Genomic DNA, 25,113 nt, shown 5'->3' with positions numbered 1-25,113 from the left:
TTTTAAACGTTATAGAAGTTGCGGTACCAGTCGACGAAGTTTTTCACGCCTTCTTTGACTGAGGTTTGTGGTTTAAACCCAATAACGTCATACAGCGCTTTGGTGTCCGCACTGGTCTCCAGCACGTCCCCCGGCTGGATCGGCATCATATTTTTCACCGCTTCTTTGCCCAGCGCCTCTTCAAGCGCAGTGATGTAATCCATCAGTTCGACAGGTGAACTGTTACCGATGTTATACACGCGATACGGGGCAGAGCTGGTTGCTGGCGAACCGGTTTCGACTGTCCAGTCTGCATCGGCCTGAGGAATGACGTCCTGTAGGCGGATAATCGCCTCCGCAATATCATCGATATAGGTGAAGTCGCGCTTCATCTTGCCGTAGTTGTAGACGTCGATGCTGTTGCCTTCAATCATGGCTTTGGTGAATTTGAACAGCGCCATGTCCGGGCGTCCCCATGGGCCATAGACGGTAAAGAAGCGCAGGCCAGTGGTCGGCAGATTGTACAGATGCGAATAGGTATGCGACATCAGCTCATTGGCTTTTTTGGTTGCCGCATACAGGGAAACCGGATGGTCTACGGAGTCGTCAGTAGAAAATGGCATCTTACGGTTGAGGCCATAAACGGAACTGGATGAAGCATACAGAAGATGCTGAACCTTGTTGTGGCGACAGCCTTCCAGCACGTTCAGGTGACCTACCAGGTTCGCATCTGCGTAGGCATGCGGGTTTTCCAGCGAGTAACGCACACCCGCCTGTGCGGCAAGATGGATCACGCGGTCAAATTTCTCCTCAGCGAAGAGCACGGCCATGCCCTCGCGGTCCGCTAAGTCTAGCTTGTGGAAGGTGAAACTCTCGGATTTGAGCAATTCGAGGCGAGCGAGCTTGAGGCTAGGGTCATAGTAATCATTCAGATTATCAATCCCAACAACTTCATGCCCTGCATCAAGCAGGCGCTTGCTGACATGAGAACCGATAAAGCCCGCCGCGCCCGTAACCAGAAATTTCATAGCTTCCCTCATTCACAGTGTTCTTATTGATGCCCCACGACATCAGAATCCGACTATGATAGCGCGTCGCACTTCACTTACATAACCCATCTTTCCGATATAACTCATCGGATTCTTATAGAAAATTCCTCAGCAACAGATACACTATGAAAACAAGATTATGTTTGCCCTTTTTCATCTGTTAGGGATTGTATGACGCAAAACAACAATAACCTGGTCGCACGCAATAATGACCCGGAGCAAATTGATTTACTTGATTTAGTGCTACAGCTGTGGCGTGGTAAGTGGGTAATAGGGGCTTTTATTGCTGCTTTTATCGTTCTTGCTGCCGTTTACATCACTGTAGCCAAAGAGAAATGGACGTCATCTGCCATCATAGCCCAGCCTGATGCGGCACAAATCGCCACCTATTCCAATGCATTGAATATCCTCTATGGCGGGGCAGCACCTTCAACCTTAGATATCCAAAATCGTGCTATTGGTCGTTTTAATTCTTCTTTTTCAGCATTAGCGCAAGCGCTGGACAACCAGGAATTTCCCGAGAAATTGAGCATTGAACCTACTGTAAAGGGACAGAGTGTACCTTTAACTGTCAGTTATCAGAGCGATTCGGCTGAAGCAGCACAAAAGCAGTTGGCTCAGTACATCCAGCAGGTCGACGAACAGACAGCAAAAGAACTTACGCTTGACCTCAGAGACAACCTCAAGCAACAGATCACAACACTGAACGACTCCCTCCAGAATCAGGAGAAAGTCGCGCAGGAGCAAAAAGATCTGCGTATCAAGCAGATTTCTGAGGCGCTTAAGAACGCGGAAGCAGCGAAAATCATCACACCGCAGCTCCAGCAAACACAGGATGTCACTCAGGAAACCATGTTCCTGCTTGGTACTGTAGCGCTCAAATCAATGGTTGATAACGAGGCCTCCCGTCCGCTGGTCTTCCCTGGCTCTTACTATCAGACCAAAAAGAATTTACTGGATATTCAGAATCTCAACGTTAACCCAGACACTATTCATGTCTATCGTTACGTGATGAAACCAGATCTGCCAATCAAGCGTGACAGCCCTAAAAAGGCCATCACCCTCATCCTTGCCGTTCTCCTCGGCGGGATCATCGGTTCTGCTGTCGTCCTCGGCCGTAACGCGCTGAGAAACTACAAACCAAGAGCATGATTTACATACAAAAAAAGACCGGGTTTCCCCGGTCTTTTTTTATTTATGCCGTTTCCGCAGATTCTCAATCACCGTCGTTAAATCCAGCTCCTGATCCTGAAGCAGCACCAGCAGGTGATACATCAAATCCGACGCTTCGTTCGCCAGTTCCTCCCGATCATGCACGGTGGCCGCCAGCGCCGTTTCAACGCCTTCCTCACCCACTTTCTGCGCAATACGTTTGGTGCCGCTGGCGTACAGCTTCGCCGTGTATGAGCTCTCGGGATTCGCTGATTTACGCTCTGCCAGCAGCTGTTCCAGCTGATAGAGGAACAGCCACTGGTGGCTCGCCTCGCCGAAGCAGCTGCTTGTGCCTTTGTGGCAGGTCGGCCCAATCGGGTTGACCAGCACCAGCAGAGTGTCGTTGTCGCAGTCTGGCGTAATGCTTACCACGTTCAGGAAGTGACCCGAGGTTTCCCCTTTCGTCCACAGACGCTGCTTGGTGCGCGAGAAAAACGTCACCTTGCCGCTGTCGAGCGTTTTTGCCAGTGCCTCCTGGTTCATGTATCCCAGCATCAGCACTTCGCCTGAAACGGCATGCTGTACAACCACCGGCAGTAATCCGTCAGTTTTTTCCCAGTCCAGCTGCGCCTGTTGTTGCTCTGTTAACATACCCTGATCTCCACGCCCTGGTCGGCCAGGTACGTTTTTAACTCACCAATATTGATAATCTGTTTGTGGAACACGGAAGCGGCCAGCGCGCCGTCTACGTTCGCATCGCGGAAGGCTTCAAGGAAGTGTTCCATGGTGCCCGCGCCGCCGGAGGCAATCAGCGGAACCTGGCACACCGCGCGCACTTTTTTCAGCTGCTCGAGGTCGTAACCGTTACGAACGCCGTCCTGGTTCATCATGTTCAGAACGATTTCACCCGCACCGCGTTTTTGCACTTCCTGCACCCAGTCCAGCGTCTCCCATTGGGTGACGCACGTGCGGCTTTCATCGCCGGTGTACTGGTTAACGTGATATTTGCCCGTTGCGGCATCAAACCAGGTGTCGATCCCCACGACAATGCACTGCACGCCAAAGCGATCCGCCAGACGCGTAATCAGCTCCGGGTCGGCCAGGGCAGGGGAGTTAATCGAAATTTTATCCGCTCCGAAAGAGAGAATTTTCGCCGCATCGTCAGCAGATTTAATCCCGCCCGCCACGCAGAAGGGTATATCAATCACCTCTGCCACGCGCGCCACCCAGCTTTTGTCCACCACACGGCCATCGCTGGAGGCGGTGATATCGTAAAATACCAGTTCGTCTGCGCCTTCTTCGGCATAGCGTTTAGCCAGGGGAACGATGTCGCCAATGATCTCGTGGTTGCGGAACTGCACGCCTTTCACAACCTGTCCGTCACGCACGTCCAGGCAGGGTATTATCCGTTTTGCCAGCATTGAATCGCCTCCTTAACCGTAAATTTGCCTTCCAGCAGCGCGCGACCCACGATCACGCCGCGTACACCGGTTCCGCGCAGAGCGGCGATATCCGCCAGGTCGCCGATACCGCCAGAAGACTGAAACGCCACCTGCGGATAACGCGCGCAAACCTCTTCATACAGCGAGACGTTAGAGCCTGCGAGCGTACCATCACGTGAAATATCTGTGCACAGCACATGCTTCAGCCCCACGGGGAGATACATCTCAACCAGCTCTTCAAGCGTTACGCCGGAGTTTTCCTGCCAGCCGCTGACCGCGACCTGCTTGTTACCCTGTTCGTCAATGCGCACATCCAGCGCCAGCACCAGCGCATCCGCGCCGAAGCGGCGGAACCAGCCCTTGACCGTCTCAGGATCTTTCACAGCGGTCGAACCGACTACCACGCGCGCCACGCCTGCGTCCAGTAAGGCGGCAACATCGGCTTCCGTACGCACGCCGCCGCCCACCTGCACCGGGACGTCCACGCCAGCCACCAGTGTTTTAAGCAGCGGGATCTGGCGCTTCGCCGGATCTTTCGCGCCGGTCAGATCGACCAGGTGCAACACCTCAGCGCCCTCCGCGGCGTAAGCCTGTAACCGCGGCAGCGGGTCGTTGCCATAGTCGCGCTGCTGCCCGTAATCGCCCTGGTGGAGACGAACAACTGTGCCGTCAATCAAATCTAAAGCGGGAATTATCATCACATCTCCAGGAAATTTTTCAGCAGCTGCGCACCGGCGGCGCCGGAGCGTTCCGGGTGAAACTGCACGCCGTAAAAGTTATCTTTCTGCACGGCGGCGGTGAACGCCTCGCCGTAATTGCACTGGGCGATGGTGTAGGTATTCACGGGCATGGCGTAGCTGTGGACGAAATAGAAGTACGCGCCGTCTTCGATTCCCTGGAACAGCCTGTTGCCCGCCTTCGGATAAACGCGGTTCCAGCCCATGTGCGGCAGCGGCAGGCCGTGGTCGGTCATTTTCGGCACGTCTTCTTCTATAATGCCCAGCAGATCGACGCCGTTGCTCTCTTCGCTGCGGCGGCCAAGCAGCTGCATGCCGAGGCAAATGCCCAGCACCGGTTGAGTACAGGCTTTGATGAGATCCACCAGCTCGCGCTCGTGGATCTGATCCATCGCCGCCTGGGCGGTGCCTACGCCCGGTAGAAAGAGTTTATCCGCGCGCAGCACCACGTCCGGGTCGCGGCTCACCACCGGCTCGTAGCCGTGGCGCATAATCGCCGACTGTACGGAGTTCAGGTTGGCGCATCCGGTGTCCAGAATCACCACGTTCATTACAGCACTCCTTTCGACGAGGGAAGGGCGTCACCTTCCACGCGGATCGCCTGGCGCAGGGTACGGCCAAAGGCTTTGAACAGGCTCTCGACGCGGTGGTGATCGTTTTTGCCTTTGGTTTTCAGGTGCAGCGTCAGGCCCATAGTGTAAGAAAGCGAGCGGAAGAAGTGCTCCACCATCTCGGTGCTGAGATCGCCCACGCGCTGGTAGGTGAAGTCGGCTTTATATTCCAGGTGCGGACGCCCGGAGATATCCATCGCGCAGCGCGCCAGGCACTCGTCCATCGGCAGAACAAAGCCGAAGCGGTTAATGCCGCGCTTGTCGCCAAGCGCCAGCTTCAGGGCTTCGCCCAACGCCAGGCCGGTATCTTCCACGGTGTGGTGATCGTCGATATACAGGTCGCCCTTAACGGCGATCTCCATGCGGAAGCCGCCGTGAGTGGCGATTTGATCCAGCATGTGGTCGAAGAAACCGACGCCGGTGTGGATCTTGCTGCCGCCTTCACGATCGAGCCAGACCTTCACGTCGATCTGCGTCTCTTTGGTGTTGCGTTCTACGTGAGAATAGCGGTCGCGTCTGGTGAGCTGCTCGCTAATCATCGCCCAGTTTAGCGTGTCGCGGTTATAGCGCAGGCCTGCAATGCCCATATTTTCGGCCAGCGTGATGTCCGTGACGCGATCGCCAATCACATAGCTGTTCGCTTTATCCAGCGTCTCGTCCGCCAGATAACGTTCAACAAGCTTCACTTTTGGCTTGCGGCAGTCGCACTCGTCGGCAGGCATGTGCGGGCAGATCAGCACCTCGTCGAAGGCGATGCCCTGCGAGGTCAGCACCTGCATCATCAGGTTGTGCGGGCCGTCAAAGTCCGCCTGCGGGAAGCTGTCTGTGCCCAGACCGTCCTGGTTGGTGATCATCACCAGCTTATAGCCTGCTTTCTGAAGCTTCAGCAGCACCGGGATCACGTCGGGTTCAAACGCCAGCTTGTCGAAACGATCGACCTGAAAATCGCTGGGTGGCTCCGAGATGATGGTGCCGTCACGATCGATAAAGAGATACTTCTGACTCATACTTTCTCCGCTTTCAGGGCGTCAATCACGCGCTGGCTCTCCGCGCGGGTGCCGACGGTAATACGCAGGCAGCCGCTCAGGGTAGGTTGTTTATTCTGGTCTCGTAAGATAATGCCCTGATCCCACAACGATTTAAATATCGCGCTTGAGGCGGTGAAGCGCACCAGGATGTAGTTGGTCTCCGAGTCGAACACCTGCTCCACGCACGGAATCGTTTTCAGGGCATCGACTAGATACTGACGCTCCTCCAGGATCAGCGCCACACGCTCGCGCATCGCGCTGATGCCCTGCGGGGCCAGCGCCTGTGCCGCAATATCGGCAACCGGCGTTGAGAGCGGATACGGGGCGATCACTTTCAGCAGCAGGTCGATAACCGCTTTATTTGCCAGCGTAAAACCGCAGCGAAGACCGGCGAGAGCGAAGGCTTTCGACAGGGTACGCAGCACGACGAGATGTGAATACTCTTCAAGCCAGCCTGCCAGCGTCGCCTGCGGGCAGAACTCAATGTAGGCTTCGTCGGCCACAACCAGCGCTTTGCCGCGCGTCATTTCCAGCAGGGAACGGATATCCTGCGGATTGATAATCTGCCCGGTGGGGTTGTTCGGGCTACAGACAAACACCACCTTCACCCCGTTGAGGTTATCGGCGATGCCCTGCAAATCCAGCTGCCAGTTGTCGAGCGCCTGTACGTTGCGGCAGGCCACGCCAAAGGTTTCGGCGCTGACGCTGTACATCCCGTAGGTGGGCTGGCAGTACATCACCGCGTCTTTACCCGGTTCGCAGAAGGCGCGGATCAGCAGCTCAATCCCTTCATCAGCCCCACGGCTGACCAGCACCTGCTCAGGCTTCACGCCTGCATACTGCGCATAGTTCTCGATCACCGCTTTCGGCTGACACTCCGGGTAGCGGTTCAGCGTCTGCTGCGAGAGCTCAAAGGCCACCGCCGTGGGGTATTCGTTGGCATTCAGCCAGACGTCGCCGTTCCCGCCGAGACGACGCGCAGACTGATAGGGCGTCAGGCGACGGACATTTTCGCGGGCTAATTCTTCGATGTTCATGCTTGCTCCTTCAGGGCGGCAACGCGCAGCGTCACGGCATTTTTGTGGGCAGTCAGGCGCTCGGCGGCGGCCAGGGTTTCGATGGTCGACGCCAGCGAGGCAAATCCCTCGCGGGAGAGTTCCTGCACGGTCATGCGCTTCTGGAAATCCGCCAGCCCCAGGCTGGAGCAGGTTGAGGTATAGCCATACGTGGGCAGCACGTGGTTGGTGCCGGAGGCGTAATCCCCGGCGGATTCCGGTGACCAGTCCCCGAGGAACACCGAGCCTGCGCTGATTATGCTGTCGACCAGATCGCGCGCGTTGCGGGTCTGAATGATCAGGTGCTCCGGCCCGTACTGATTGGAGATGGCGATGCACTGGTCGATATCGCGAGCCACAATCAGTCGGCTGGCCGATAGCGCCTGACGCGCCGTTTCCGCACGCGGCAGGTCGGCCAGCTGACGCTCAACGGCCTCGCCCACGCGTTTTGCCATGTCGGCATCTGGCGTCAGTAAAATCACCTGCGAGTCAGGGCCGTGCTCGGCCTGCGAGAGCAGGTCAGAGGCCACGAAATCCGGTGTAGCGCCGCTGTCGGCAATCACCAGCACTTCAGACGGACCGGCAGGCATATCAATCGCCGCACCGTCCAGACGCTGACTGACCTGGCGCTTCGCTTCGGTAACGTATGCGTTGCCCGGGCCAAAGATTTTGTCGACTTTGGGAACAGACTCCGTCCCGAACGCCAGGGCGGAAATCGCCTGCGCACCGCCCACTTTATAGATCGCCTGCACGCCGCACAGCTTCGCCGCATACAGGATCTCATCGGCGATCGGTGGCGGAGAGCAGAGCACCACCTTTTGACAACCGGCAATACGTGCCGGAGTGGCCAGCATCAGGACGGTCGAAAACAGCGGGGCAGAGCCGCCAGGAATATAGAGGCCAACGGACGCCACCGGGCGCGTCACCTGCTGGCAGCGCACGCCGGGCAGGGTTTCCACATCCACCGCCTGCAATTTCTGCGCGGTGTGGAAGGTATCAATATTTTTCACCGCGACGGCCATCGCCTGTTTGATCTCATCCCCAAGGCGGCTTTCCGCCCCGGCGATCTCCTGTGCGGTGACCTGTAACGCGTCGACCTCAGTTTTATCAAACTTCGCGCTGTACTCGCGCAGCGCGTCGTCTCCGCGGGCTTTGACGTTATCGAGGATCTCCGCCACGGTGCGGGTGATGCTCTCTGAGGCTGAAATTGCCGGGCGCATCAGCAGCTCGCGCTGTTGCGCGTCGCTACAGGTATTCCAGTCGATGATTGTGTTAAAGCTCATGGTCGTTACTCCATCATCTTCTCAATTGGCAGCACCAGAATGGAGCTCGCGCCCAGCGCCTTCAGTTTTTCCATGGTTTCCCAGAACAGGGTTTCGCTGCTCACCATGTGCATCGCCACGCGCTGCTGGTCGCCCGCCAGCGGCAGAATGGTTGGGCGTTCAGCGCCCGGCAGCAGGGCTATCACTTCGTCCAGGCGCTCGGTAGGCGCGTGCATCATGATGTATTTGGATTCACGCGCCTGAATCACGCCCTGAATACGGGTCAGCAGCTTGTCGATGAGCTGCTGTTTAGCCTCCGCCATCTCGCCGTCGCGCTGGATAAGGCACGCTTTGGAACGGTAGATCACCTCCACTTCGCGCAGGCCGTTCGCTTCGAGCGTGGCGCCCGTGGAGACGAGGTCACAGATGGCATCGGCCAGGCCCGCGCGTGGCGCCACTTCAACAGAGCCATTCAGCAGACAAGATTTAAACTGCACGCCTTTTTGATCGAGGTAACGCTTCAGCAGGTGAGGGTAAGAGGTGGCGATACGTTTGCCGTTCAGCGCGGCCGGGCCATCCCAGGCTTCATCAACCGGCGTGGCCAGCGACAGGCGGCAGCCGCCGAAGTCCAGACGACGCAGGGTAAAGTAGCGTGGATCTTCGCCCTGCGCGCGGCGGGTTAATAACTCTTCTTCCAGTACGTTTTCGCCGATGATGCCGAGGTCAACGACGCCATCCATGACCAGGCCCGGAATATCGTCATCACGTACGCGCAGAATGTCGATCGGCATATTTTCAGCCAGGGCGATCAGGCGCTGGGTGTGCAGGTTGATTTTAATCCCGCAGCGGGCCAGTAGTTCGCGTGAATCATCGCTTAAACGGCCTGATTTTTGAATAGCTATGCGTAAACGTGAGTTATCTAACATTCTGTGTTCCTCGTTAACCTGTTTTAATCTGTCTGAATGCGGTCCAAAAAAAAGCCCCCGGAAGAAGATCTTCCGGGGGCTTTTTCATGCGTTCATGCACCACTGGAAGATCCAAACGTCTTCCAGCACACATCGCCTGAAAGACTAGTCAGGATGATGGTGATGATGGTGGTTTTTAAAAGGAACGCGTGTCATATAAATTCTCGTTGAATGCTTATGCATTTGATGTCTTTTAACCTAAACCAGTTGTACGCCATAAAGCAAGGGCTTTTTTTGATCATTAATTCATTTCATATTGATGGTATGAATTGTGCGTTCCATAAGGCTGGCGTAGCCTTATAACAGGCGTCGTTAAGCGGAGAATGTCATGAAAAAGGTCGCGATTGTCGGATTAGGGTGGTTAGGAATGCCACTGGCGATGTCATTAGCCGCGAAAGGCTGGCAGGTGACAGGGAGTAAGACCACGCGGGACGGGGTTGAGGCGGCGCGCATGTGCGGCATTGATGGTGTCGAGCTGCGTCTCGAACCCGAGCTTATCTGCGATACCGACGAGCTGGATGAACTGATGAATGTGGACGCGCTGGTCATTACCTTACCGGCGCGGCGCAGCGGGCCGGGCGAGACGTTTTACCTGCAGGCGGTGCAGGAGATTGTCGACAGCGCCCTGGCGCACCATATTCCGCGTATCATTTTCACCAGCTCGACCTCCGTCTATGGCGATATCGACGGTACGGCGAAAGAAAACACCGAGCGCCGTCCGGTAACCGCCAGCGGACGGGTACTGAAAGAGCTGGAAGACTGGCTGCACAATCTGCCTGGCACGCAGGTGGATATTTTACGCCTCGCCGGGCTGGTGGGGCCGGGGCGTCATCCGGGACGCTTCTTTGCCGGTAAATCCGCGCCGGATGGTCAGCACGGCGTTAACCTTGTACACCTTGAAGATGTTATCGGTGCAATAGAGCTGCTTTTACAGGCTCCGAAAGGGGGGCACATCTATAATATATGTGCGCCTTCGCATCCGCCACGCAGCACCTTTTATCCGCTGATGGCGCGCCAGCTGGGTCTGGCGCCGCCGGTGTTCAGTGAGGCGCAGGGGGAGCGCAAAGGCAAAATTATTGATGGCAATCGTATTTGCCATGAACTGGGATTTGAATATCAGTATCCCGATCCGCTGGTTATGCCTATGGAATAATTGCGCCGGCGGAGGCCATCGCACACCGCAAGGGGGCGAAGATGAAACCGCTGCTGGATGTTCTTGTTATTCTGGATGCGCTGGAAAAAGAGGGGAGCTTTGCCGCCGCCTCGGCGAAGCTCTATAAAACCCCTTCGGCTCTGAGCTACACCGTGCAAAAGCTCGAGAGCGATCTTAATATTCAAATCCTTGACCGCACTGGCCATCGCGCGCGTTTCACCCGTACTGGGCAGATGCTGCTGGAAAAAGGGCGTGACGTGCTGCATACGGTTCGCGAGCTGGAAAAACAGGCCGTCAAACTTCATCAGGGCTGGGAAAATGAGCTGGTGATCGGGGTTGATGATACTTTCCCTTTTTCGCTGCTTACCCCGCTTATTGAGGCGTTCTATCAGCGCCATAGCGTCACGCGGCTGGTTTTTATCAACGGCGTGCTGGGCGGCTCGTGGGACGCCTTAACGCAGGGCAGGGCGGATATCATCGTTGGAGCGCTGCATGAGCCTCCTCAACTGAGTGAATTTGGTTTCGCCCGGCTGGGCGTTCTGGAGCAGATCTTTGCCGTTGCGCCTCACCACCCGCTGGCGAATGAACCGGAGCCTGTTTCAAGACGCGTCATTAAAAACCATCGCGCCATTGTGGTGGGAGACAGCTCCCGCCCCGAGTGCGGCATTTCATCGCAGCTTCTGGATGAGCAGGAGGCCATCACCGTTTTTGATTTTAAAACCAAGCTGGAACTGCAAATAAGCGGCCTGGGGTGCGGCTACCTTCCCCGTTATTTAGCACAGCGCTTTATTGAAAGCGGCGCGCTGGTGGAAAAACAGGTTTTAGCGCAAAGCAGTAACGAATCGGTATGGGTGGGCTGGAATGAACAGACCGCCGGGCTTGCCAGCGCCTGGTGGCGAGACGAAATTTTAGCAAATAGTGCTATCGCCACAGTTTACACTCAGGCAGATGATGGGAAATCAACCAGTTAGTAAAATTAATTTATGGGCAGGTTTCTCAATGTATTGCCTTTTGTATCTGGAATAGGGCAAAATGCCGCCGCTGCAAACAAATGAATAATCGACGATATAAAAGGCGTCGGTTATTTTTTTTTGCATGTACGAAACGAAACTAAAAACCAAGAGGCCGGGCTTCGTACCGGATAGATATTTACTAAAATCCGACAGTTGTTGTCGCTGAGGAAGAAAGAAATGGGGCAATTTTTCGCTTACGTGGCGGTTATCACCGTAAAGGAGAATAACTATGTCGCATAACGCAACTCCAAACACCTCTCGCGTGGAATTACGTAAAACGCTTACGTTGATTCCGGTTGTTATGATGGGCCTTGCCTATATGCAACCGATGACGCTGTTCGATACATTCGGTATCGTATCAGGCCTTACTGACGGTCACGTTGCAACGGCGTACGCCTTTGCACTGGTCGCCATTCTCTTTACAGCGCTGAGCTACGGTAAACTGGTTCGCCGTTTCCCGTCCGCAGGCTCTGCGTACACTTATGCTCAGAAATCCATTAGCCCGGCTGTTGGCTTTATGGTGGGCTGGTCATCACTGCTGGACTACCTGTTCATGCCGATGATCAACATTCTGCTGGCAAAAATTTACTTCGAAGCGCTGGTACCTTCCGTACCGTCGTGGATCTTCGTTGTGGCGCTGGTGGCCTTTATGACCATCTCAAACCTGCGCAGCATCAAGACCGTGGCTAACTTCAACACCCTGATCGTGATCCTTCAGATGGGGATTGTTGCGGTTATCGTTGGGCTGATCATCTACGGCGTTTCCCACGGTGAAGGCGCAGGTACGCTGACCAGCACCCGTCCGTTCTGGTCTGAAGGTGCGCACGTTGTGCCGATGATCACCGGGGCGACTATCCTGTGCTTCTCGTTCCTGGGCTTCGACGGTATCTCTTCTCTGTCTGAAGAGACCAAAGACGCTGAGCGCGTAATCCCGAAAGCGATTTTCCTGACCGCGCTGATTGGCGGCCTGATCTTCATCGGTGCGTCTTATTTCTTACAGCTGTACTTCCCGGATATCTCTCGCTTTAAAGATCCGGATGCATCGCAGCCTGAAATCATGCTGTACGTGGCGGGTAAAACCTTCCAGTGGGGCGTGCTGATCTTCTCCAGCGTCACCGTACTGGCATCCGGTATGGCAGCGCACGCGGGCGTTTCTCGTCTGATGTACGTGATGGGCCGTGACGGTGTGTTCCCAACTCGCTTCTTTGGTTACGTGCATCCGAAATGGCGTACCCCGGCGTGGAACGTGCTGCTGGTGGGCGCGATTGCCCTGCTGGCGATCAAGTTCGACCTGGTAACGGCCACTGCGCTGATTAACTTTGGTGCGCTGGTGGCGTTCACCTTCGTTAACCTCTCCGTGATTTCGCAGTTCTGGATCCGTGAGAAGCGCAACAAGACGCTGAAGGACCACATCAACTATCTGGTGCTGCCAGTGTGTGGTGCCCTGACGGTGGGCGCCCTGTGGATCAACCTGGAAGAGAGCTCAATGGTTCTGGGTCTGATCTGGGGTGCAATCGGTCTGATTTACCTGGCTTGCGTAACGAAGAGCTTCCGCAACCCGGTTCCTCAGTACGAAGACGTCGCGTAAGACTGTGTCGGGTGGCGGCTTCGCCTTACCCGACCTACGGACTTCTACACCGTAGGCCCGCGTAAGCGAAGCGCCACCGGGCAAAAAAAAAGCCGGAGACATCGCCTCCGGCTTTTTTGTATCCGCTACTCAGACAATTTCTTGCGCGTACTGGAACAGCGCTTTCAGCAGCGCCTGTTTCTCAGCATCCCCTTCATACTGGCCGTAAAGCATCTCCAGCTCCTGGGCGTAGCTATTAAGAAACTCCGGCGTAAACACGTTGCGCCGATGCTGTAACCAGCGCTCCTGCTCTGCTTCATCCAGCGAGCCGGGATAGTTACGCGCGCGATAATTGAACATCAGCTTCTCAATGCGCTTATCTGCGAAGGTGATATCCAACGCGGGCAGGTTACGCGGGTCGGTTTGCAGCACGATGTTCATCGCCGCGCGATCGGCATCGCTGAAGAAGCCGTTATAAAGCTGCGCATCCACATTATCAGACGGCACGAACGGCTCTGCTTCGGCAAAAATTGCGACGACTTTCTCGCGCACCTGCGGGTTGTCGCGCAGCACTTTCAGGTTATCGAGGCAGTGCTGACGGTTAATCCCCAGCCGGTCGGCGTCTTCCGGGCGCAGCGTGTTGGCCTGCGCAAGCACCGGGCATTTATTGATGTGCACCAGTTTTACCGGTACGGCTGGCAGGTCACCCAGCGCCTCTTTCGGCGTATAGAGCCGTTCACGTAAGGTGTCGCTGTCGAGCTCAAGCAGCGGCGAGATATCCCTGGCAAGATCCACCATGATGACGGCGTTACGGTTGTCCGGATGCCAGGCAAGCGGCGCCACCCAGCTTGTGTTCCCGCGCCACGCACCGAACATCCCTGAAATATGCACCAGCGGTTTCATCTGCGGCACGTCAATCAGCGTCATCAGCTTTTGCTTGCTGCGATGGCTCAGCAGATACTCAAACAGGCGAGGCTGCGCGGTTTTTACGAGCTTCGCCATAGCGATGGTCGCGTAGACGTCTGCCATCGCGTCGTGGGCGTTGCTGTGCTCGATGCCGTTGGCCCGCGTCAGGTGCTCGAGCCTGAAGCTCGGCAAGCCGTCGTCGTTCTCCGGCCAGTTAATTCCCTCCGGGCGCAGCGCATAGCAGGCGCGCATAATATCCAGCAAATCCCAGCGCGAATTGCGGTTCTGCCAGCTCCAGGCATACGGATCGTAGAAGTTGCGGTAGAAGATATTGCGCGTCACTTCATCGTCAAAACGGATGTTGTTGTAACCCACCACGCAGGTATTGGGCACCGTGAACAGGTCGTGGATGCGACGGGCAAATTCTGCTTCGCTAACGCCTTTATTCCGCGCTTCCTGAGGGGTGATGCCCGTCACCATCACCGCGCCCGGCTGCGGCAGATAGTCATCGGCGGGTTTACAGTAAAACACCTCGGGTTCGCCGATGACGTTAAATTCGTCATCGGTTCGGATAGCCGCAAACTGCGCCGGTCGGTCCAGCGCCGGATGGGTGCCAAAGGTTTCGTAATCGTGGAACAAAAAAGTCGGGCGCGCGGCAGAGTCAGACACCAGTAATCTCATCCTGTTAAAAATTGACGTCTCTATGGTAAACGATTGGGGTGAGCAGTCCGAATAAAAAGCACCTTCAGGCAAGAAATTTGCGAGATTTGTTCCGAAAAAATCTGCGTGCTGTCACATTTTTTTGCAATTAAGGCAGGTAACGACATCAGAACTCCCGTAAAAAGGTCATCGATTTTTACTGACCTGAGGATATACCGTTGAAACGCCGTCTGTTTATTGCTGTTTCTTTACTCGCTTCGAGTATTTCATCCGCGCTGGCTGCCGAGCCGCTGGATTTTTCACCTCAGCCGCCTGCCATCCAGGCAGGATCCTGGGTATTGATGGATTACACCACGGGTCAAATCTTAACGGCGGGCAACGAACATCAGCAGCGTAATCCGGCGAGCCTGACCAAACTGATGACGGGGTACGTTGTCGATCGTGCCATTGATAGCCACCGCATCAGCCCCGATGACATTGTGACGGTCGGACGTGACGCCTGGGCAAAAGGCAATCCGGTCTTTGACGGTTCGTCTCTGATGTTTCTGAAGCAGGGCGATCGGGTTTCTGTGCGCGATCTCAGCCGCGGCCTGATTGTTGATTCCGGCAATGACGCCTGCGTGGCGCTGGCGGATCACGTGGCGGGCGGTCAGCCGCAGTTCGTCAGGATGATGAATGACTACGTTGAAAAGCTGAACCTGCGCGATACCCACTTCGAAACCGTACACGGGCTGGATGCACCGGGTCAGCACAGCTCTGCTTACGATCTCGCCGTACTTTCCCGGGCCATCATCCACGGCGAGCCTGAGTTCTACCACATGTACAGCGAGAAGAGTCTGACCTGGAACGGCATCACTCAGCAGAACCGCAACGGCCTGCTGTGGGATAAGACCATGAACGTGGATGGTCTGAAAACGGGACACACCTCGGGCGCGGGCTTTAACCTGATCGCCTCCGCAGTGGATGGTCAGCGTCGACTGATTGCGGTGGTGATGGGGGCAGACAGCCCGAAAGGACGTGAAGATCAGGCGCGCAAGCTGCTCCACTGGGGACAGCAAAATTTCGATACGGTGCAGATCCTGCATAACGGCAAAAAAGTGGGAACCGAACGCATCTGGTATGGCGATAAAGAGCAGATCGCGCTGGGCACGGATCAGGATTTCTGGCTGGCATTACCCAAAACAGAAGTGCCGAACATCAAGGCGAAATATGTAATGGATAAAAAAGAGCTGGAAGCGCCGATCGCCGCGCATCAGCGGGTAGGGGAGATCCAGCTGTACGATCGTGACAAGGTGGTAGCGCACTGGCCATTGGTTACGCTGGAGCGCGTTGAAAAGGGTGGCCTTTTCTCCCGCCTCGGCGATTATCTGCATCATAAACTCTAACCTTTTCGGGCAGACTGGCAGTGTTGCGAGTCTGCTCACATAATAAACACTCCTGGTTTGCCGATAATCTCGATTCTGCTTTATGGTGTATATATATACAGTAATAAACGGAGGCAGCATGGACTACAGCATCAGGCAGCAACAGAAACGTACGATCGCTGGCTTTCATCTCGTGGGGCCGTGGGAAAAGACGGTCAAGCAGGGATTTGAACAGCTGGTTACGTGGGTAGATGGACGTCATATTCAGCCGCAGGAGTGGGTGGCCGTTTATTATGACAATCCGGATGACGTGCCGGCAGAAAAGCTTCGCTGCGTTACAGCCGTAACGGTAGCGGACGATTTCACTATCCCTGATAACAGCGAAGGGGTAATTATGACCGAAATCGCTACCGGGGAGTATGCTATTGCCGCCGCGCGCGTCGAAAATCATGATTTCGCCACCCCGTGGTATCAGTTCTTCAACTCCCTGCTGGAAGACAGCAAATTCCAGATTGCGCCAAAACCCTGCTTCGAACGCTATCTGAACGATGGCAATGCTGACGGCTACTGGGATATTGAGATGTTTGTACCGGTAGAGCACAAAGTGGGATAATCCTGCGAAACGCAGGGTTTTTCAGCCGGGCGCGATCCACCCGGCTGAAAACACAGTACAATTGTGGTTTGCCGTAGAGCTGGAGACGGGTGTGCGCCCCGACAAGTCATTAACCCCTTTTGAAATTCGGTTATACAAACATTATCGCGTGGTGCATGGTTGCCGCATTGCGCTGGCGTTTGTGCTGACCTTCGTACTGGTTCGTTTGCTGGATATCCCGGAAGGAACGTGGCCGCTGATCACGCTGGTGGTGGTGATGGGGCCGATCTCATTCTGGGGGAACGTGGTCCCTCGCGCTTTCGAACGCATAGGTGGTACCGTTTTAGGCTCGGCGCTTGGGCTTATCGCCCTGAAGCTGGAGCTAATTTCATTTCCGTTCATGTTGCTGTGGTGCGCGGTGGCGATGTTTCTTTGCGGATGGCTGGCCCTCGGCAAGAAACCGTATCAGGCGCTGCTGATTGGCATTACGCTCGCCGTTGTGGTCGGCGCACCGGCGGGCGATATGACCACCGCATTGTGGCGAAGCGGGGACGTGATCCTCGGCTCGTTGCTCGCCATGCTGTTTACCGGCATCTGGCCGCAGCGCGCCTTCCTGCACTGGCGCATTCAGATGGCAAACTACGTCACGGCATTTAACCGGGTTTACCAGGCCGGGTTTTCGCCGAATCTGATTGAGCGTCCGCGGCTGGAAAAGCACCTGCAAAAAATCCTTAATGATGTGGTCAAAATGCGCGGGTTAATTACCCCGGCAAGCAAAGAGACGCATATCCAGAAAGCCATTTTTGAAGCCATTCAAACGGTCAGCCGTAATCTGGTCTGTATGCTTGAACTGCAAATCAATGCCCACTGGGCCTCACGCCCCAGCCATCTTCTGATGCTCAACGCGCATACGCTGAAAGAGACGCAGCAGATGACGCAACAAACCCTGCTAACCATCGCTCATGCACTTTACGAAGGTAACCCACAGCCGATACGGGCGAACAGCGAGCGGCTGAATGACATCGTCATCGAGCTCAAACAGCTGATGAATGAGCGTCAGGGCGACAATGTGTCGGAAACGCCTATCCACGGCTATGTCTGGCTGAGTATGGAGCTGGCGCGACAGCTGGAGTTGTTATCGCAGCTGATTTGCCGGGCACTGCGCAAATAAAAAGCGTATGTGATGCCTGCTGCTTCGATTCAGCAACAATTAGGGTTATGATGGTTTTAAACGATATACTCATTGTCATTCGCAGCCGCTGTCTGTTAAAACGGTTGCTTTAACGAATCCGAATCTCACATTATCAGGGGTGTAAAAATGGAAACTACCAAGCCTTCGTTCCAGGATGTTCTGGAGTTCGTCCGCCTGTTCCGCCGCAAAAACAAGCTACAGCGCGAAATCCAGGACGTAGAGAAGAAGATCCGTGACAACCAGAAACGTGTCCTGCTGCTGGACAACCTGAGCGACTACATCAAGCCAGGTATGAGCGTTGAAGCCATTCAGGGCATCATCGCCAGCATGAAGAGCGATTATGAAGATCGCGTTGATGACTACATCATCAAAAACGCTGAGCTGTCCAAAGAGCGTCGCGACATCTCCAAAAAGCTGAAAGTGATGGGCGAAATCAAAAACGTCGACGCGAAAGGCGAGTAATCGCACACTCTGTTGCCCGGTGGCGCTGCGCTTACCGGGCCTTCAGGACTGTTATCACGTAGGTCGGGTAAGGCGAAGCCGCCACCCGACAATTTTACTGAACGCAGAAAAGCAAAAAGCCTGCTTAAAAGCAGGCTTTTTTAATTTGGCTCCTCTGACTGGACTCGAACCAGTGACATACGGATTAACAGTCCGCCGTTCTACCGACTGAACTACAGAGGAATCGTTGTGGAGGCTTATCTTAGCGGCGAAAAAACTTTTGTCAAACCTGATCTCAGGCAAAAGTGATTGTTTGATGATTCTGTCGTCATTTTGTTGTAAATCCAAACATAATTTTATGGAAAATACTTTGCAGGATACGCATTTCTGCCCCATCATTTGAAATGGAGTTTCAACTTTCTCGTTAAGGCCCATTTTGAACGTCACCGCACCCCTGCGCCAGGCGATTATGCGCACGCCCTGGTATGCAAAACGTAAGAGTTATCGAGTTCTGTTCTGGCGTGAAATCACCCCCCTTGCTGTGCCTATTTTCCTGGAGAATACCTGCGTCCTGTTGATGGGGGTGTTAAGCACCTTCCTGGTGAGCTGGCTCGGTAAAGAAGCCATGGCCGGGGTAGGGCTGGCGGACAGTTTCAACATGGTTGTGATGTCCTTCTTTGCCGCTATCGATCTCGGTACAACGGTAGTGGTGGCGTTTAGTCTTGGGAAACTTGATCCAAAACGCGCCCGGGAGGCGGCCAGACAGTCGCTGATGATCATGACCCTCTTTTCGATCATCCTGGCGGCGGTTATCCATTATTACGGCAAAGAAATTATCGACATCGTCGCGGGTGAAGCGACAGGTGAAGTGAAGGATCTGGCGCTCACCTATCTGGAAATGACGGTGCTGAGCTATCCGGCGGCTGCCATCGCGCTGATTGGTAGCGGTGCGCTTCGTGGCGCAGGGAATACCAAAATTCCGCTGCTAATAAATGGCGGCATGAACATCCTGAACATCATTATCAGCAGTGTTTTGATTTACGGTGTCTTTTCCTGGGAGGGGCTGGGCTTTGTCGGCGCGGGATTAGGGCTGACCATTTCCCGTTATATTGGTGCGGCGGCGATAATCGGCGTGCTGATGGCGGGAATTACGCCATCGCTGCGCCTGACGCTTAAAAGCTATTTCCGTCCGCTTAACTTCGCCATTATCTGGGAAGTGATGGGGATCGGTATTCCGGCCAGCATCGAATCCGTGTTGTTTAACGGTGGGAAACTGCTGACGCAGATGTTTGTTGCCGGGATGGGAACAGACGTCATCGCCGGCAACTTTATTGCCTTCTCCATCGCCTCGCTCATTAACCTGCCCGGAAACGCACTGGGATCGGCGTCGACGATCATCACCGGCAGACGCCTCGGAAAGGGGCAGATAGGGCAGGCGGAACGGCAGCTTCGGCATGTCTTCTGGCTTTCAACCATTGGACTGACGGCGATTGCGTGGGGAACTGCGCCTTTAGCCGGGCTAATGGCCTCGTTCTATACGCACGAAAATGACGTGAAAGAGGTCGTGAAGGTGCTGATTTGGCTCAACGCGGCGTTTATGCCAATTTGGGCCGCGTCCTGGGTACTTCCTGCCGGGCTGAAAGGGGCGCGCGATGCCCGGTTTGCGATGTGGGTCTCCATGCTCGGCATGTGGGGCTGCCGCGTCGTGGCGGGCTACACGCTGGGGGTAATGTTAGGTATGGGCGTTGTCGGCGTCTGGCTGGGGATGTTCCTTGACTGGGCCGTGCGCGGCGCGCTGTTCTACTGGCGCATGGTGAGCGGACGCTGGCTGTGGAAATATCCGCGAAAAAAACCGGAGCAGGAGGTTTCGGAAACGGCAAGTGCCTGACAAATGTGCGAAGTGGAGAATAAATCGGCAAACGATTGAAAATCTGCATTCACCCTTTGACATCCTCAGGGCGCATCGATAATATGCGCCCCGTTCACACGATTCCTCTGTAGTTCAGTCGGTAGAACGGCGGACTGTTAATCCGTATGTCACTGGTTCGAGTCCAGTCAGAGGAGCCAAATTTGAAAAGCCTGCTTTTATAGCAGGCTTTTTGCTTTTCTGCGTTCAGTAAAATTGTCGGGTGGCGCTCCGCTTACCCGACCTACAAAAACATCGAATCGTAGGCCGGGTAAGGCGAAGCCACCACCCGGCAAAAGCCGCACTACCGGTTCACACGTATTGGCGCCGTTGCCTCCACCAGCCACGGCCGCGCATCGCTGTCCACCCGGGGTGAAAGCGCCTCTCGTACCTGCTGGTGGTACTCATCCAGCCACTGTTTTTCTGACTCGCTCAACAGATGCAGCTCCACCTGGCTTAAATCGATTGGGATCAGCGTCAGCGAGGCAAACTTACAAAATCCCGGACGGCTTTCGACAATCTCCACCTGGTTTTCAATGCGAATACCGTGGCTATCGCCCAGGTAGTAACCCGGCTCAATGGTCATAATATTGCCCGCCACCAGCGGCCACGGGTTGACCTTTTGCGCAAAACGGTGCGGGTTCTCGTGGATCAGAAGCTGATGCCCTACGCCATGCCCGGTGCCGTGGTCGTAATCCAGTCCCAACTCCCACAGCGGACGGCGCGCAAAGGCATCCAGCTGGTGCCCCTGAGTGCCGGACGGGAACTGAAGGGTAATCAGCGACAGGAAGCCTTTAAGCACTGCGGTGTAGTGCAAACGCTGCTGTGGATCGACCTTTCCCCAGGCCAGGGTACGCGTCGCGTCCGTGGTGCCGTTGCGGTACTGCCCCCCGGAATCATTCAGGTAAAAGTGGTCGTGGCCGATGGGCTTGTTGCTGGCCTCGCTTGAGTGGTAATGGCACATCGCCGCGTTACTCGCGGAAGCGGAAATGGTGGCGAAACTCGGCTCGACAAAGCCAGGCTGTTGCAGGCGGAACGCAAGCTGTTTCGCCTGCACGTCAAGCTCGGTCAGCGGCATTCCCGACGCGGCCCGCTGAGGAACTTCCCGGCTCAGCCAGGCCAGGAAATTCACCCATGCCGCACCGTCCTGGTGATGACATTCACGATAGCCCGCCAGCTCCACCGGGTTTTTCGTAGCTTTCATCAGGGTGATCGGGTCGGTCTGCCAGATAATTTCCCCCTGAGGTTCAACCGCAAAGCGTAACGCCACCGGTGCGGAATCGGGATCGATCATGACCCGCTTACCCTGCGCAAGCTGCCTACAGCGCGGGATAAAGGCTTCCTGAGGCGCAATCGTGAAGGCGTTCCGCACGGCATCCGGCAGCGCATTCAGCTTGCTGTCATCCACAAACCATTCCACCGCACCCTCGCGGCTCAGCAGGGCAAACGACAGAGGCACCGGGCAAAAGGGGATATCTGAGCCCCGCACGTTCAGCAGCCAGGCGATATTGTCCGGCAGGGTAACGGCCAGATAATCCGCGCGGTGCTCTGCCAGCACGGCGGCGGCGCGCTGGCGTTTGGCGGCGCTGCTTTCGCCGCTGATGTCTACAGGCATCTCGCGGATAAGCCCTGCGGGGGCGGCAGGGCGGTCAACCCAGAGGGTATCGAACGGAGAGCGCGCGAGCGGTACCAGTTCGCACGGCGTGGCCGAGAGCCGCGTAAACTCTGCATTGGTCATCAGCAGCGCATCAAAGCCGATGCGCGTGCCGGCCGCAACGTTTTTCGCCAGCCACTCGGCCAGCGGCTCGTTGTGCAGATGGTGGATCTCCACCTCGTCGAGATTGACCTGTACGCGGGCCTGAATCTGATAGCGTCCGTCAACAAACAGCAGCGCTCTGTCTTTCAGTACCAGCGCCAGCCCCGCCGAGCCGTCAAAGCCCGTCAGCCAGGCCAGCTTTGCATCATACGGTGCGCAAGATTCGCTCTGCCAGGCATCGGCGCGCGGCACAATCATCCCGTCGAGCTGATTGTCCTGTAGCCACTGGCGCAGGGCCGTAAGCGGTGATGTGGTGTGCATATTGTGTCCTTAGTATCACCTAAACGGTGGCTCATTGAAGGTGCGCAGCTTACGGGAATGCAGTTTGTCGCCCTCTGCACGCAGTAAATCGATGGCGCGAATACCAATCTGAAGGTGCTCTGAGATCGCCCCTTCGTAGAAACGGTTCGCCTGACCCGGCAGTTTGATCTCGCCGTGCAGCGGTTTATCGGACACGCACAGCAGCGTGCCGTACGGGACGCGGAAGCGGTAGCCCTGCGCGGCAATGGTGGCGCTTTCCATATCGATCGCGACCGCACGGCTGAGATTGAAACGCAGGGCGGAGGCGGAATAGCGAAGCTCCCAGTTACGATCGTCGGTGGTGACGACCGTACCGGTACGCAGGCGCTGCTTCACCTCTTCACCCGGCATGCCGCTCACCTCTTTGGTGGCGTCGTACAGGGCGCGCTGCACTTCAGCGATACTCGGGATAGGAATGTCCGGCGGCAGAACCGCGTCAAGAACATGGTCGTCACGCAGATAAGCGTGGGCGAGGACATAATCACCAATCAGCTGGCTTTCACGCAGGCCGCCGCAGTGGCCGATCATCAGCCAGACGTCCGGGCGCAGAACCGCCAGATGGTCGCAGATGGTTTTCGCATTCGACGGGCCAACGCCGATGTTAATCAACGTAATGCCCTGACCGTCGGCGGTGACCAGGTGCCAGGCGGGCATCTGGTGCTTTTTCCACGCCAGGTCGGAGATGGCCTCTTCCGGTGCTTCGGTTTCGGCAGTGATCCAGATCCCGCCCGCGCAGGAGAGAGCGATGTAAGGGCTGTCCGGGTCAAGGATCTGGCTACAGCCCCAGCGGACAAATTCGTCTACATAGCGGGTGTAGTTGGTAAACAGTACGAACGGCTGGAAATGTTCGGCTGGGGTGCCGGTGTAGTGGCGCAGGCGTGCCAGCGAAAAATCGACACGGCGGGCATCAAAGTGCGACAGCGGTGAAAACTCTGCCGGGTGATAGATCCCGTCCGCCGTCTCATCGCCAATCTGCGACAGCTCAGTGGTCGGGAAATGGCGGGTCAGGCCCGCGCTCATGGAGCGATCCAGCGTCAGCGCTGAGCCGTCTATCACGTACGGGTAGGGGATCTCGTGCAGGGACGGTTCAACGCTGATATGCGCGCCGTAATCCTGATACAGCAGGGTAAGCTGCTCTTCCAGATAGGGGCGGAACAGCGCAGGTCGCGTGATGGTCGTGCTGTAACAGCCGGAGTGGGTGAAACGCGCATAGGCGCGGGTTTTCGGATTGCTGCTGGCGCTGCCGTCCCAGGTGACAGAGAGCGATGGATAAACAAAAAGGCCCTGGGTTCTGGCCTTTTCATCGGGAAGTTTCCCTGTTTCGATATAGTCACTGATGGCGCTGCGCAGTGCATTGACGGACTGTTCATACAGCGCGTCGAGTTTTTCCAGCGCCTGAGCCGGGGTCAGGCTGGAGCCCTTATTATTCATGTCTGTCTCCTTGTTCCACAGGTGTGCGGCTATACCCGATAGTATGTCACACGCCTGTGAAACAAAAGTGAGGAGATCAGCTGTGCGCGGTTTCCTTCATCAACAGGGCGGTGGCGGCAGAAAGCAGGCAACCTGCCAGCAGATAAATCGCCACGCTGTGCCAGTTCCCGCCGGAGAACGTCACCAGCGCGGCGGCGATAAACGGCGTAAACCCGCCGCCGACCACGCTCGCCACCTGATATCCCACGCCCGCGCCGCTGTAGCGGTAGCTTGCGCCAAACAGCTCGGTAAACATCGGCTGCTGCACGCAGACCACCATATCGTGAGCGATGTTCGCAAGCATGATCGCGAAGAAGACAATCCAGAAGACCGACTGGGCCTCCAGCGCCATAAAGAACGGCCAGGCGCTGAGTGTGCCGATAAGCGCCCCGGTGATATACACCCGTCGACGACCAAAGCGATCCGCCAGCCAGGCGAAGCAGGGGATGGTCAGGCAGCTGATCCCGCCCACCACCAGGCCAATATTCAGGAACAATTCCCGCGGCAGGCCGAGGTTTTGCGTGGAGTAGTTGAGGGCGAAGGCGGTGACGATATACATCGTCAGCAGTTCGCACAGGCGCAGGGCGATAATTTTCAGAAAAGCGCCAGGGTGCTGCACCAGCGCTTCCATCACCGGCAGCCGTTTTTTTGCGACCGGTTTTTCGCGCTTCTGTTGCTCAAACTCAGCCGACTCTTCCATGCCGTTACGGATCCACAGGGCCACCACGACCAGCACAATGCTGAAGATAAACGGAATACGCCAGCCCCAGCTCAGAAACTGCTCGTCTGTCGTGAGCTGGCTTATGAGCGACACCAGGCCCGTGGAGAGCAGCAGACCCACGCCATAACCTACCTGCACGCCGCTGCTGTAGAACGCTTTCTTATTCTTCGGCGCGCTTTCCACGGACAGCAGTGCCGCGCCGCCCCATTCGCCGCCGACGGCAAAGCCCTGAATGGCGCGAAGCGTCACCAGCAACACCGGGGCCCACCAGCCAATCGATGCAAAGGAGGGCAAAATACCGATCAGCGCGGTGGCAATGCCCATCATCCACACGGTGAGCATCAGCATGCGCTTACGGCCAAGGCGATCGCCGAAGTGGCCGAAAATTATCCCGCCCAGCGGACGAAACAGAAAACCGACGCCGAAGGTGGCAAACGCAGCAAGCGTGCCCATGGCGGGGCTGATCTGAGGAAAGAATTCACGGTTAAAGACCAGCGCAGCGGTAATACCGTAGAGCAGAAAGTCATACCAGTCGACGACGGCGCCTGCGAAGCTACCTAAAGCGGCGCGGCGGGCGCGGTTAAGCGAAGGTGTCTCCTCGTTGCGGCGAGCGGAGATGAGGGTGGAGTCCATAGTTGTCCTGTCTGTACTGATTTTTAATTATTGGTATAAGAAAAGGTCACTCACGTTGCAGCCGTCATATTGACGGAACGTATGAGACTACCGCGACAG

Annotated in this window: 23 protein-coding genes, 2 tRNA genes, 1 pseudogene and 1 other annotated feature; of the genes and pseudogenes, 11 read left to right on the top strand and 15 right to left on the bottom strand. The window is 56.1% G+C overall.

What is annotated here, in order from left to right; genetic code table 11:
• Positions 1-2 precede the first annotated feature (2 nt).
• Positions 3-1,007, bottom strand: coding sequence for an NAD-dependent epimerase (locus ACQG11_RS01195; RefSeq protein WP_426728110.1), 1,005 nt, complete (start codon positions 1,005-1,007; stop codon positions 3-5).
• Between the two features lie 192 nt (positions 1,008-1,199).
• Between ACQG11_RS01195 and wzzB the strand changes: the two genes are divergently transcribed.
• Positions 1,200-2,180, top strand: coding sequence for an LPS O-antigen chain length determinant protein WzzB (gene wzzB, locus ACQG11_RS01190; RefSeq protein ID WP_426728109.1), 981 nt, complete (start codon positions 1,200-1,202; stop codon positions 2,178-2,180).
• Between the two features lie 39 nt (positions 2,181-2,219).
• Here the strand turns inward: wzzB and hisIE are convergent, their stop codons facing one another.
• The 9 genes from hisIE to hisL all read right to left on the bottom strand — a co-directional run bounded on the left by hisIE (position 2,220) and on the right by hisL (position 9,436).
• Positions 2,220-2,831, bottom strand: a complete 612-nt coding sequence (gene hisIE, locus ACQG11_RS01185) for a bifunctional phosphoribosyl-AMP cyclohydrolase/phosphoribosyl-ATP diphosphatase HisIE (protein WP_426728108.1) — start codon at positions 2,829-2,831, stop codon at positions 2,220-2,222.
• A complete protein-coding gene (gene hisF / locus ACQG11_RS01180; RefSeq protein ID WP_426728107.1) occupies positions 2,825-3,601 on the bottom strand; it encodes an imidazole glycerol phosphate synthase subunit HisF in 777 nt (258 codons plus the stop codon). The genes hisIE and hisF overlap by 7 nt, the downstream gene beginning before the upstream one ends.
• Positions 3,583-4,320 carry a 1-(5-phosphoribosyl)-5-[(5-phosphoribosylamino)methylideneamino]imidazole-4-carboxamide isomerase gene (gene hisA / locus ACQG11_RS01175; protein WP_023300528.1) on the bottom strand — a complete coding sequence of 246 codons (738 nt, stop codon included), beginning with the start codon at positions 4,318-4,320 and terminating at the stop codon, positions 3,583-3,585. Before hisA ends, hisF begins: the two co-directional genes overlap by 19 nt.
• Positions 4,320-4,910 (bottom strand): imidazole glycerol phosphate synthase subunit HisH, encoded by a 591-nt coding sequence (gene hisH / locus ACQG11_RS01170; RefSeq protein WP_003859485.1) that lies wholly within the window; start codon positions 4,908-4,910, stop codon positions 4,320-4,322. Before hisH ends, hisA begins: the two co-directional genes overlap by 1 nt.
• Positions 4,910-5,977: a bifunctional histidinol-phosphatase/imidazoleglycerol-phosphate dehydratase HisB gene (hisB, locus tag ACQG11_RS01165; protein ID WP_426728106.1), complete on the bottom strand. Its 1,068-nt coding sequence runs from the start codon at positions 5,975-5,977 to the stop codon at positions 4,910-4,912. The genes hisH and hisB overlap by 1 nt, the downstream gene beginning before the upstream one ends.
• Entirely contained in the window at positions 5,974-7,035 is a 1,062-nt protein-coding gene (gene hisC / locus ACQG11_RS01160) for a histidinol-phosphate transaminase (protein WP_426728105.1), read from the bottom strand. Before hisC ends, hisB begins: the two co-directional genes overlap by 4 nt.
• On the bottom strand, positions 7,032-8,336 hold the full coding sequence (gene hisD / locus ACQG11_RS01155; protein WP_426728104.1) for a histidinol dehydrogenase: 1,305 nt from the start codon (positions 8,334-8,336) through the stop codon (positions 7,032-7,034). Before hisD ends, hisC begins: the two co-directional genes overlap by 4 nt.
• A 5-nt stretch (positions 8,337-8,341) precedes the next feature.
• Complete coding sequence (gene hisG / locus ACQG11_RS01150) at positions 8,342-9,241, bottom strand: ATP phosphoribosyltransferase (RefSeq protein ID WP_032623983.1); 900 nt, start codon at positions 9,239-9,241, stop codon at positions 8,342-8,344.
• Between the two features lie 45 nt (positions 9,242-9,286).
• Positions 9,287-9,410, bottom strand: a sequence feature (His leader region).
• Positions 9,386-9,436: a his operon leader peptide gene (hisL, locus tag ACQG11_RS01145; RefSeq protein ID WP_099516347.1), complete on the bottom strand. Its 51-nt coding sequence runs from the start codon at positions 9,434-9,436 to the stop codon at positions 9,386-9,388. It overlaps the preceding feature by 25 nt.
• Positions 9,437-9,608: 172 nt before the next feature.
• On the opposite strand from hisL, the gene ACQG11_RS01140 reads away from it, so the two are divergent.
• From ACQG11_RS01140 to ACQG11_RS01125, 4 genes are all read left to right on the top strand, one after another.
• Complete coding sequence (locus tag ACQG11_RS01140; protein WP_006811206.1) at positions 9,609-10,433, top strand: SDR family oxidoreductase; 825 nt, start codon at positions 9,609-9,611, stop codon at positions 10,431-10,433.
• A gap of 41 nt (positions 10,434-10,474) precedes the next feature.
• The gene (locus tag ACQG11_RS01135) at positions 10,475-11,404 is read left to right on the top strand and encodes a LysR substrate-binding domain-containing protein (RefSeq protein ID WP_022648603.1); all 930 of its coding nucleotides are present in this window, start codon (positions 10,475-10,477) and stop codon (positions 11,402-11,404) included.
• Between the two features lie 219 nt (positions 11,405-11,623).
• Positions 11,624-11,686 (top strand): membrane protein YoeI, encoded by a 63-nt coding sequence (gene yoeI, locus ACQG11_RS01130; protein ID WP_099458931.1) that lies wholly within the window; start codon positions 11,624-11,626, stop codon positions 11,684-11,686.
• A complete protein-coding gene (locus ACQG11_RS01125; RefSeq protein WP_022648602.1) occupies positions 11,676-13,034 on the top strand; it encodes an APC family permease in 1,359 nt (452 codons plus the stop codon). Before yoeI ends, ACQG11_RS01125 begins: the two co-directional genes overlap by 11 nt.
• A gap of 129 nt (positions 13,035-13,163) precedes the next feature.
• Here the strand turns inward: ACQG11_RS01125 and sbcB are convergent, their stop codons facing one another.
• Complete coding sequence (gene sbcB / locus ACQG11_RS01120) at positions 13,164-14,600, bottom strand: exodeoxyribonuclease I (protein ID WP_426728103.1); 1,437 nt, start codon at positions 14,598-14,600, stop codon at positions 13,164-13,166.
• 191 nt (positions 14,601-14,791) lie between these two features.
• On the opposite strand from sbcB, the gene dacD reads away from it, so the two are divergent.
• From dacD to ACQG11_RS01100, 4 genes are all read left to right on the top strand, one after another.
• The gene (gene dacD, locus ACQG11_RS01115) at positions 14,792-15,964 is read left to right on the top strand and encodes a serine-type D-Ala-D-Ala carboxypeptidase DacD (protein ID WP_139153368.1); all 1,173 of its coding nucleotides are present in this window, start codon (positions 14,792-14,794) and stop codon (positions 15,962-15,964) included.
• A gap of 118 nt (positions 15,965-16,082) precedes the next feature.
• Positions 16,083-16,556 carry a DNA gyrase inhibitor SbmC gene (gene sbmC / locus ACQG11_RS01110; protein WP_426728102.1) on the top strand — a complete coding sequence of 158 codons (474 nt, stop codon included), beginning with the start codon at positions 16,083-16,085 and terminating at the stop codon, positions 16,554-16,556.
• Positions 16,557-16,647: 91 nt separating this feature from the next.
• Positions 16,648-17,706: an FUSC family protein gene (locus ACQG11_RS01105; protein ID WP_022648598.1), complete on the top strand. Its 1,059-nt coding sequence runs from the start codon at positions 16,648-16,650 to the stop codon at positions 17,704-17,706.
• Positions 17,707-17,853: 147 nt separating this feature from the next.
• Positions 17,854-18,189, top strand: a complete 336-nt coding sequence (locus ACQG11_RS01100; protein WP_000450410.1) for a DUF496 family protein — start codon at positions 17,854-17,856, stop codon at positions 18,187-18,189.
• Between the two features lie 146 nt (positions 18,190-18,335).
• On the opposite strand, the gene ACQG11_RS01095 is transcribed toward ACQG11_RS01100, so the two are convergent.
• Positions 18,336-18,411, bottom strand: a tRNA-Asn gene (locus ACQG11_RS01095).
• Positions 18,412-18,572: 161 nt separating this feature from the next.
• On the opposite strand from ACQG11_RS01095, the pseudogene emmdR reads away from it, so the two are divergent.
• Positions 18,573-20,056 (top strand): annotated as a pseudogene (gene emmdR / locus ACQG11_RS01090) (multidrug efflux MATE transporter EmmdR).
• A 103-nt stretch (positions 20,057-20,159) separates the two neighbouring features.
• A tRNA-Asn gene (locus tag ACQG11_RS01085) sits at positions 20,160-20,235 on the top strand.
• 143 nt (positions 20,236-20,378) lie between these two features.
• On the opposite strand, the gene ACQG11_RS01080 is transcribed toward ACQG11_RS01085, so the two are convergent.
• The 3 genes from ACQG11_RS01080 to shiA form a co-directional block, all read right to left on the bottom strand.
• Positions 20,379-22,151 carry an aminopeptidase P family protein gene (locus ACQG11_RS01080; RefSeq protein ID WP_046619212.1) on the bottom strand — a complete coding sequence of 591 codons (1,773 nt, stop codon included), beginning with the start codon at positions 22,149-22,151 and terminating at the stop codon, positions 20,379-20,381.
• A 15-nt stretch (positions 22,152-22,166) separates the two neighbouring features.
• On the bottom strand, positions 22,167-23,621 hold the full coding sequence (locus ACQG11_RS01075; protein ID WP_022648595.1) for an AMP nucleosidase: 1,455 nt from the start codon (positions 23,619-23,621) through the stop codon (positions 22,167-22,169).
• A gap of 76 nt (positions 23,622-23,697) precedes the next feature.
• On the bottom strand, positions 23,698-25,014 hold the full coding sequence (gene shiA, locus ACQG11_RS01070) for a shikimate transporter (protein WP_063147748.1): 1,317 nt from the start codon (positions 25,012-25,014) through the stop codon (positions 23,698-23,700).
• Positions 25,015-25,113 lie beyond the last annotated feature (99 nt).

The sequence above is a fragment of the Enterobacter cloacae complex sp. 372C4 genome, assembly GCF_050030615.1.
Lineage (GTDB): Bacteria > Pseudomonadota > Gammaproteobacteria > Enterobacterales > Enterobacteriaceae > Enterobacter > Enterobacter intestinihominis.
The sequence above is the reverse complement of the archived record's forward strand: the minus strand, read 5'-3'. Positions and strand labels throughout refer to the sequence as shown.

Coding starts and splice junctions, on each gene's coding strand:
- ACQG11_RS01195 (WP_426728110.1), bottom strand. CDS start 1,007: ATGAAATTTCTGGTTACGGGCGCGGCGGGCTTTATCGGTTCTCATGTC.
- wzzB (WP_426728109.1), top strand. CDS start 1,200: ATGACGCAAAACAACAATAACCTGGTCGCACGCAATAATGACCCGGAG.
- hisIE (WP_426728108.1), bottom strand. CDS start 2,831: ATGTTAACAGAGCAACAACAGGCGCAGCTGGACTGGGAAAAAACTGAC.
- hisF (WP_426728107.1), bottom strand. CDS start 3,601: ATGCTGGCAAAACGGATAATACCCTGCCTGGACGTGCGTGACGGACAG.
- hisA (WP_023300528.1), bottom strand. CDS start 4,320: ATGATAATTCCCGCTTTAGATTTGATTGACGGCACAGTTGTTCGTCTC.
- hisH (WP_003859485.1), bottom strand. CDS start 4,910: ATGAACGTGGTGATTCTGGACACCGGATGCGCCAACCTGAACTCCGTA.
- hisB (WP_426728106.1), bottom strand. CDS start 5,977: ATGAGTCAGAAGTATCTCTTTATCGATCGTGACGGCACCATCATCTCG.
- hisC (WP_426728105.1), bottom strand. CDS start 7,035: ATGAACATCGAAGAATTAGCCCGCGAAAATGTCCGTCGCCTGACGCCC.
- hisD (WP_426728104.1), bottom strand. CDS start 8,336: ATGAGCTTTAACACAATCATCGACTGGAATACCTGTAGCGACGCGCAA.
- hisG (WP_032623983.1), bottom strand. CDS start 9,241: ATGTTAGATAACTCACGTTTACGCATAGCTATTCAAAAATCAGGCCGT.
- ACQG11_RS01140 (WP_006811206.1), top strand. CDS start 9,609: ATGAAAAAGGTCGCGATTGTCGGATTAGGGTGGTTAGGAATGCCACTG.
- ACQG11_RS01135 (WP_022648603.1), top strand. CDS start 10,475: ATGAAACCGCTGCTGGATGTTCTTGTTATTCTGGATGCGCTGGAAAAA.
- ACQG11_RS01125 (WP_022648602.1), top strand. CDS start 11,676: ATGTCGCATAACGCAACTCCAAACACCTCTCGCGTGGAATTACGTAAA.
- sbcB (WP_426728103.1), bottom strand. CDS start 14,600: ATGAGATTACTGGTGTCTGACTCTGCCGCGCGCCCGACTTTTTTGTTC.
- sbmC (WP_426728102.1), top strand. CDS start 16,083: ATGGACTACAGCATCAGGCAGCAACAGAAACGTACGATCGCTGGCTTT.
- ACQG11_RS01100 (WP_000450410.1), top strand. CDS start 17,854: ATGGAAACTACCAAGCCTTCGTTCCAGGATGTTCTGGAGTTCGTCCGC.
- ACQG11_RS01080 (WP_046619212.1), bottom strand. CDS start 22,151: ATGCACACCACATCACCGCTTACGGCCCTGCGCCAGTGGCTACAGGAC.
- ACQG11_RS01075 (WP_022648595.1), bottom strand. CDS start 23,621: ATGAATAATAAGGGCTCCAGCCTGACCCCGGCTCAGGCGCTGGAAAAA.
- shiA (WP_063147748.1), bottom strand. CDS start 25,014: ATGGACTCCACCCTCATCTCCGCTCGCCGCAACGAGGAGACACCTTCG.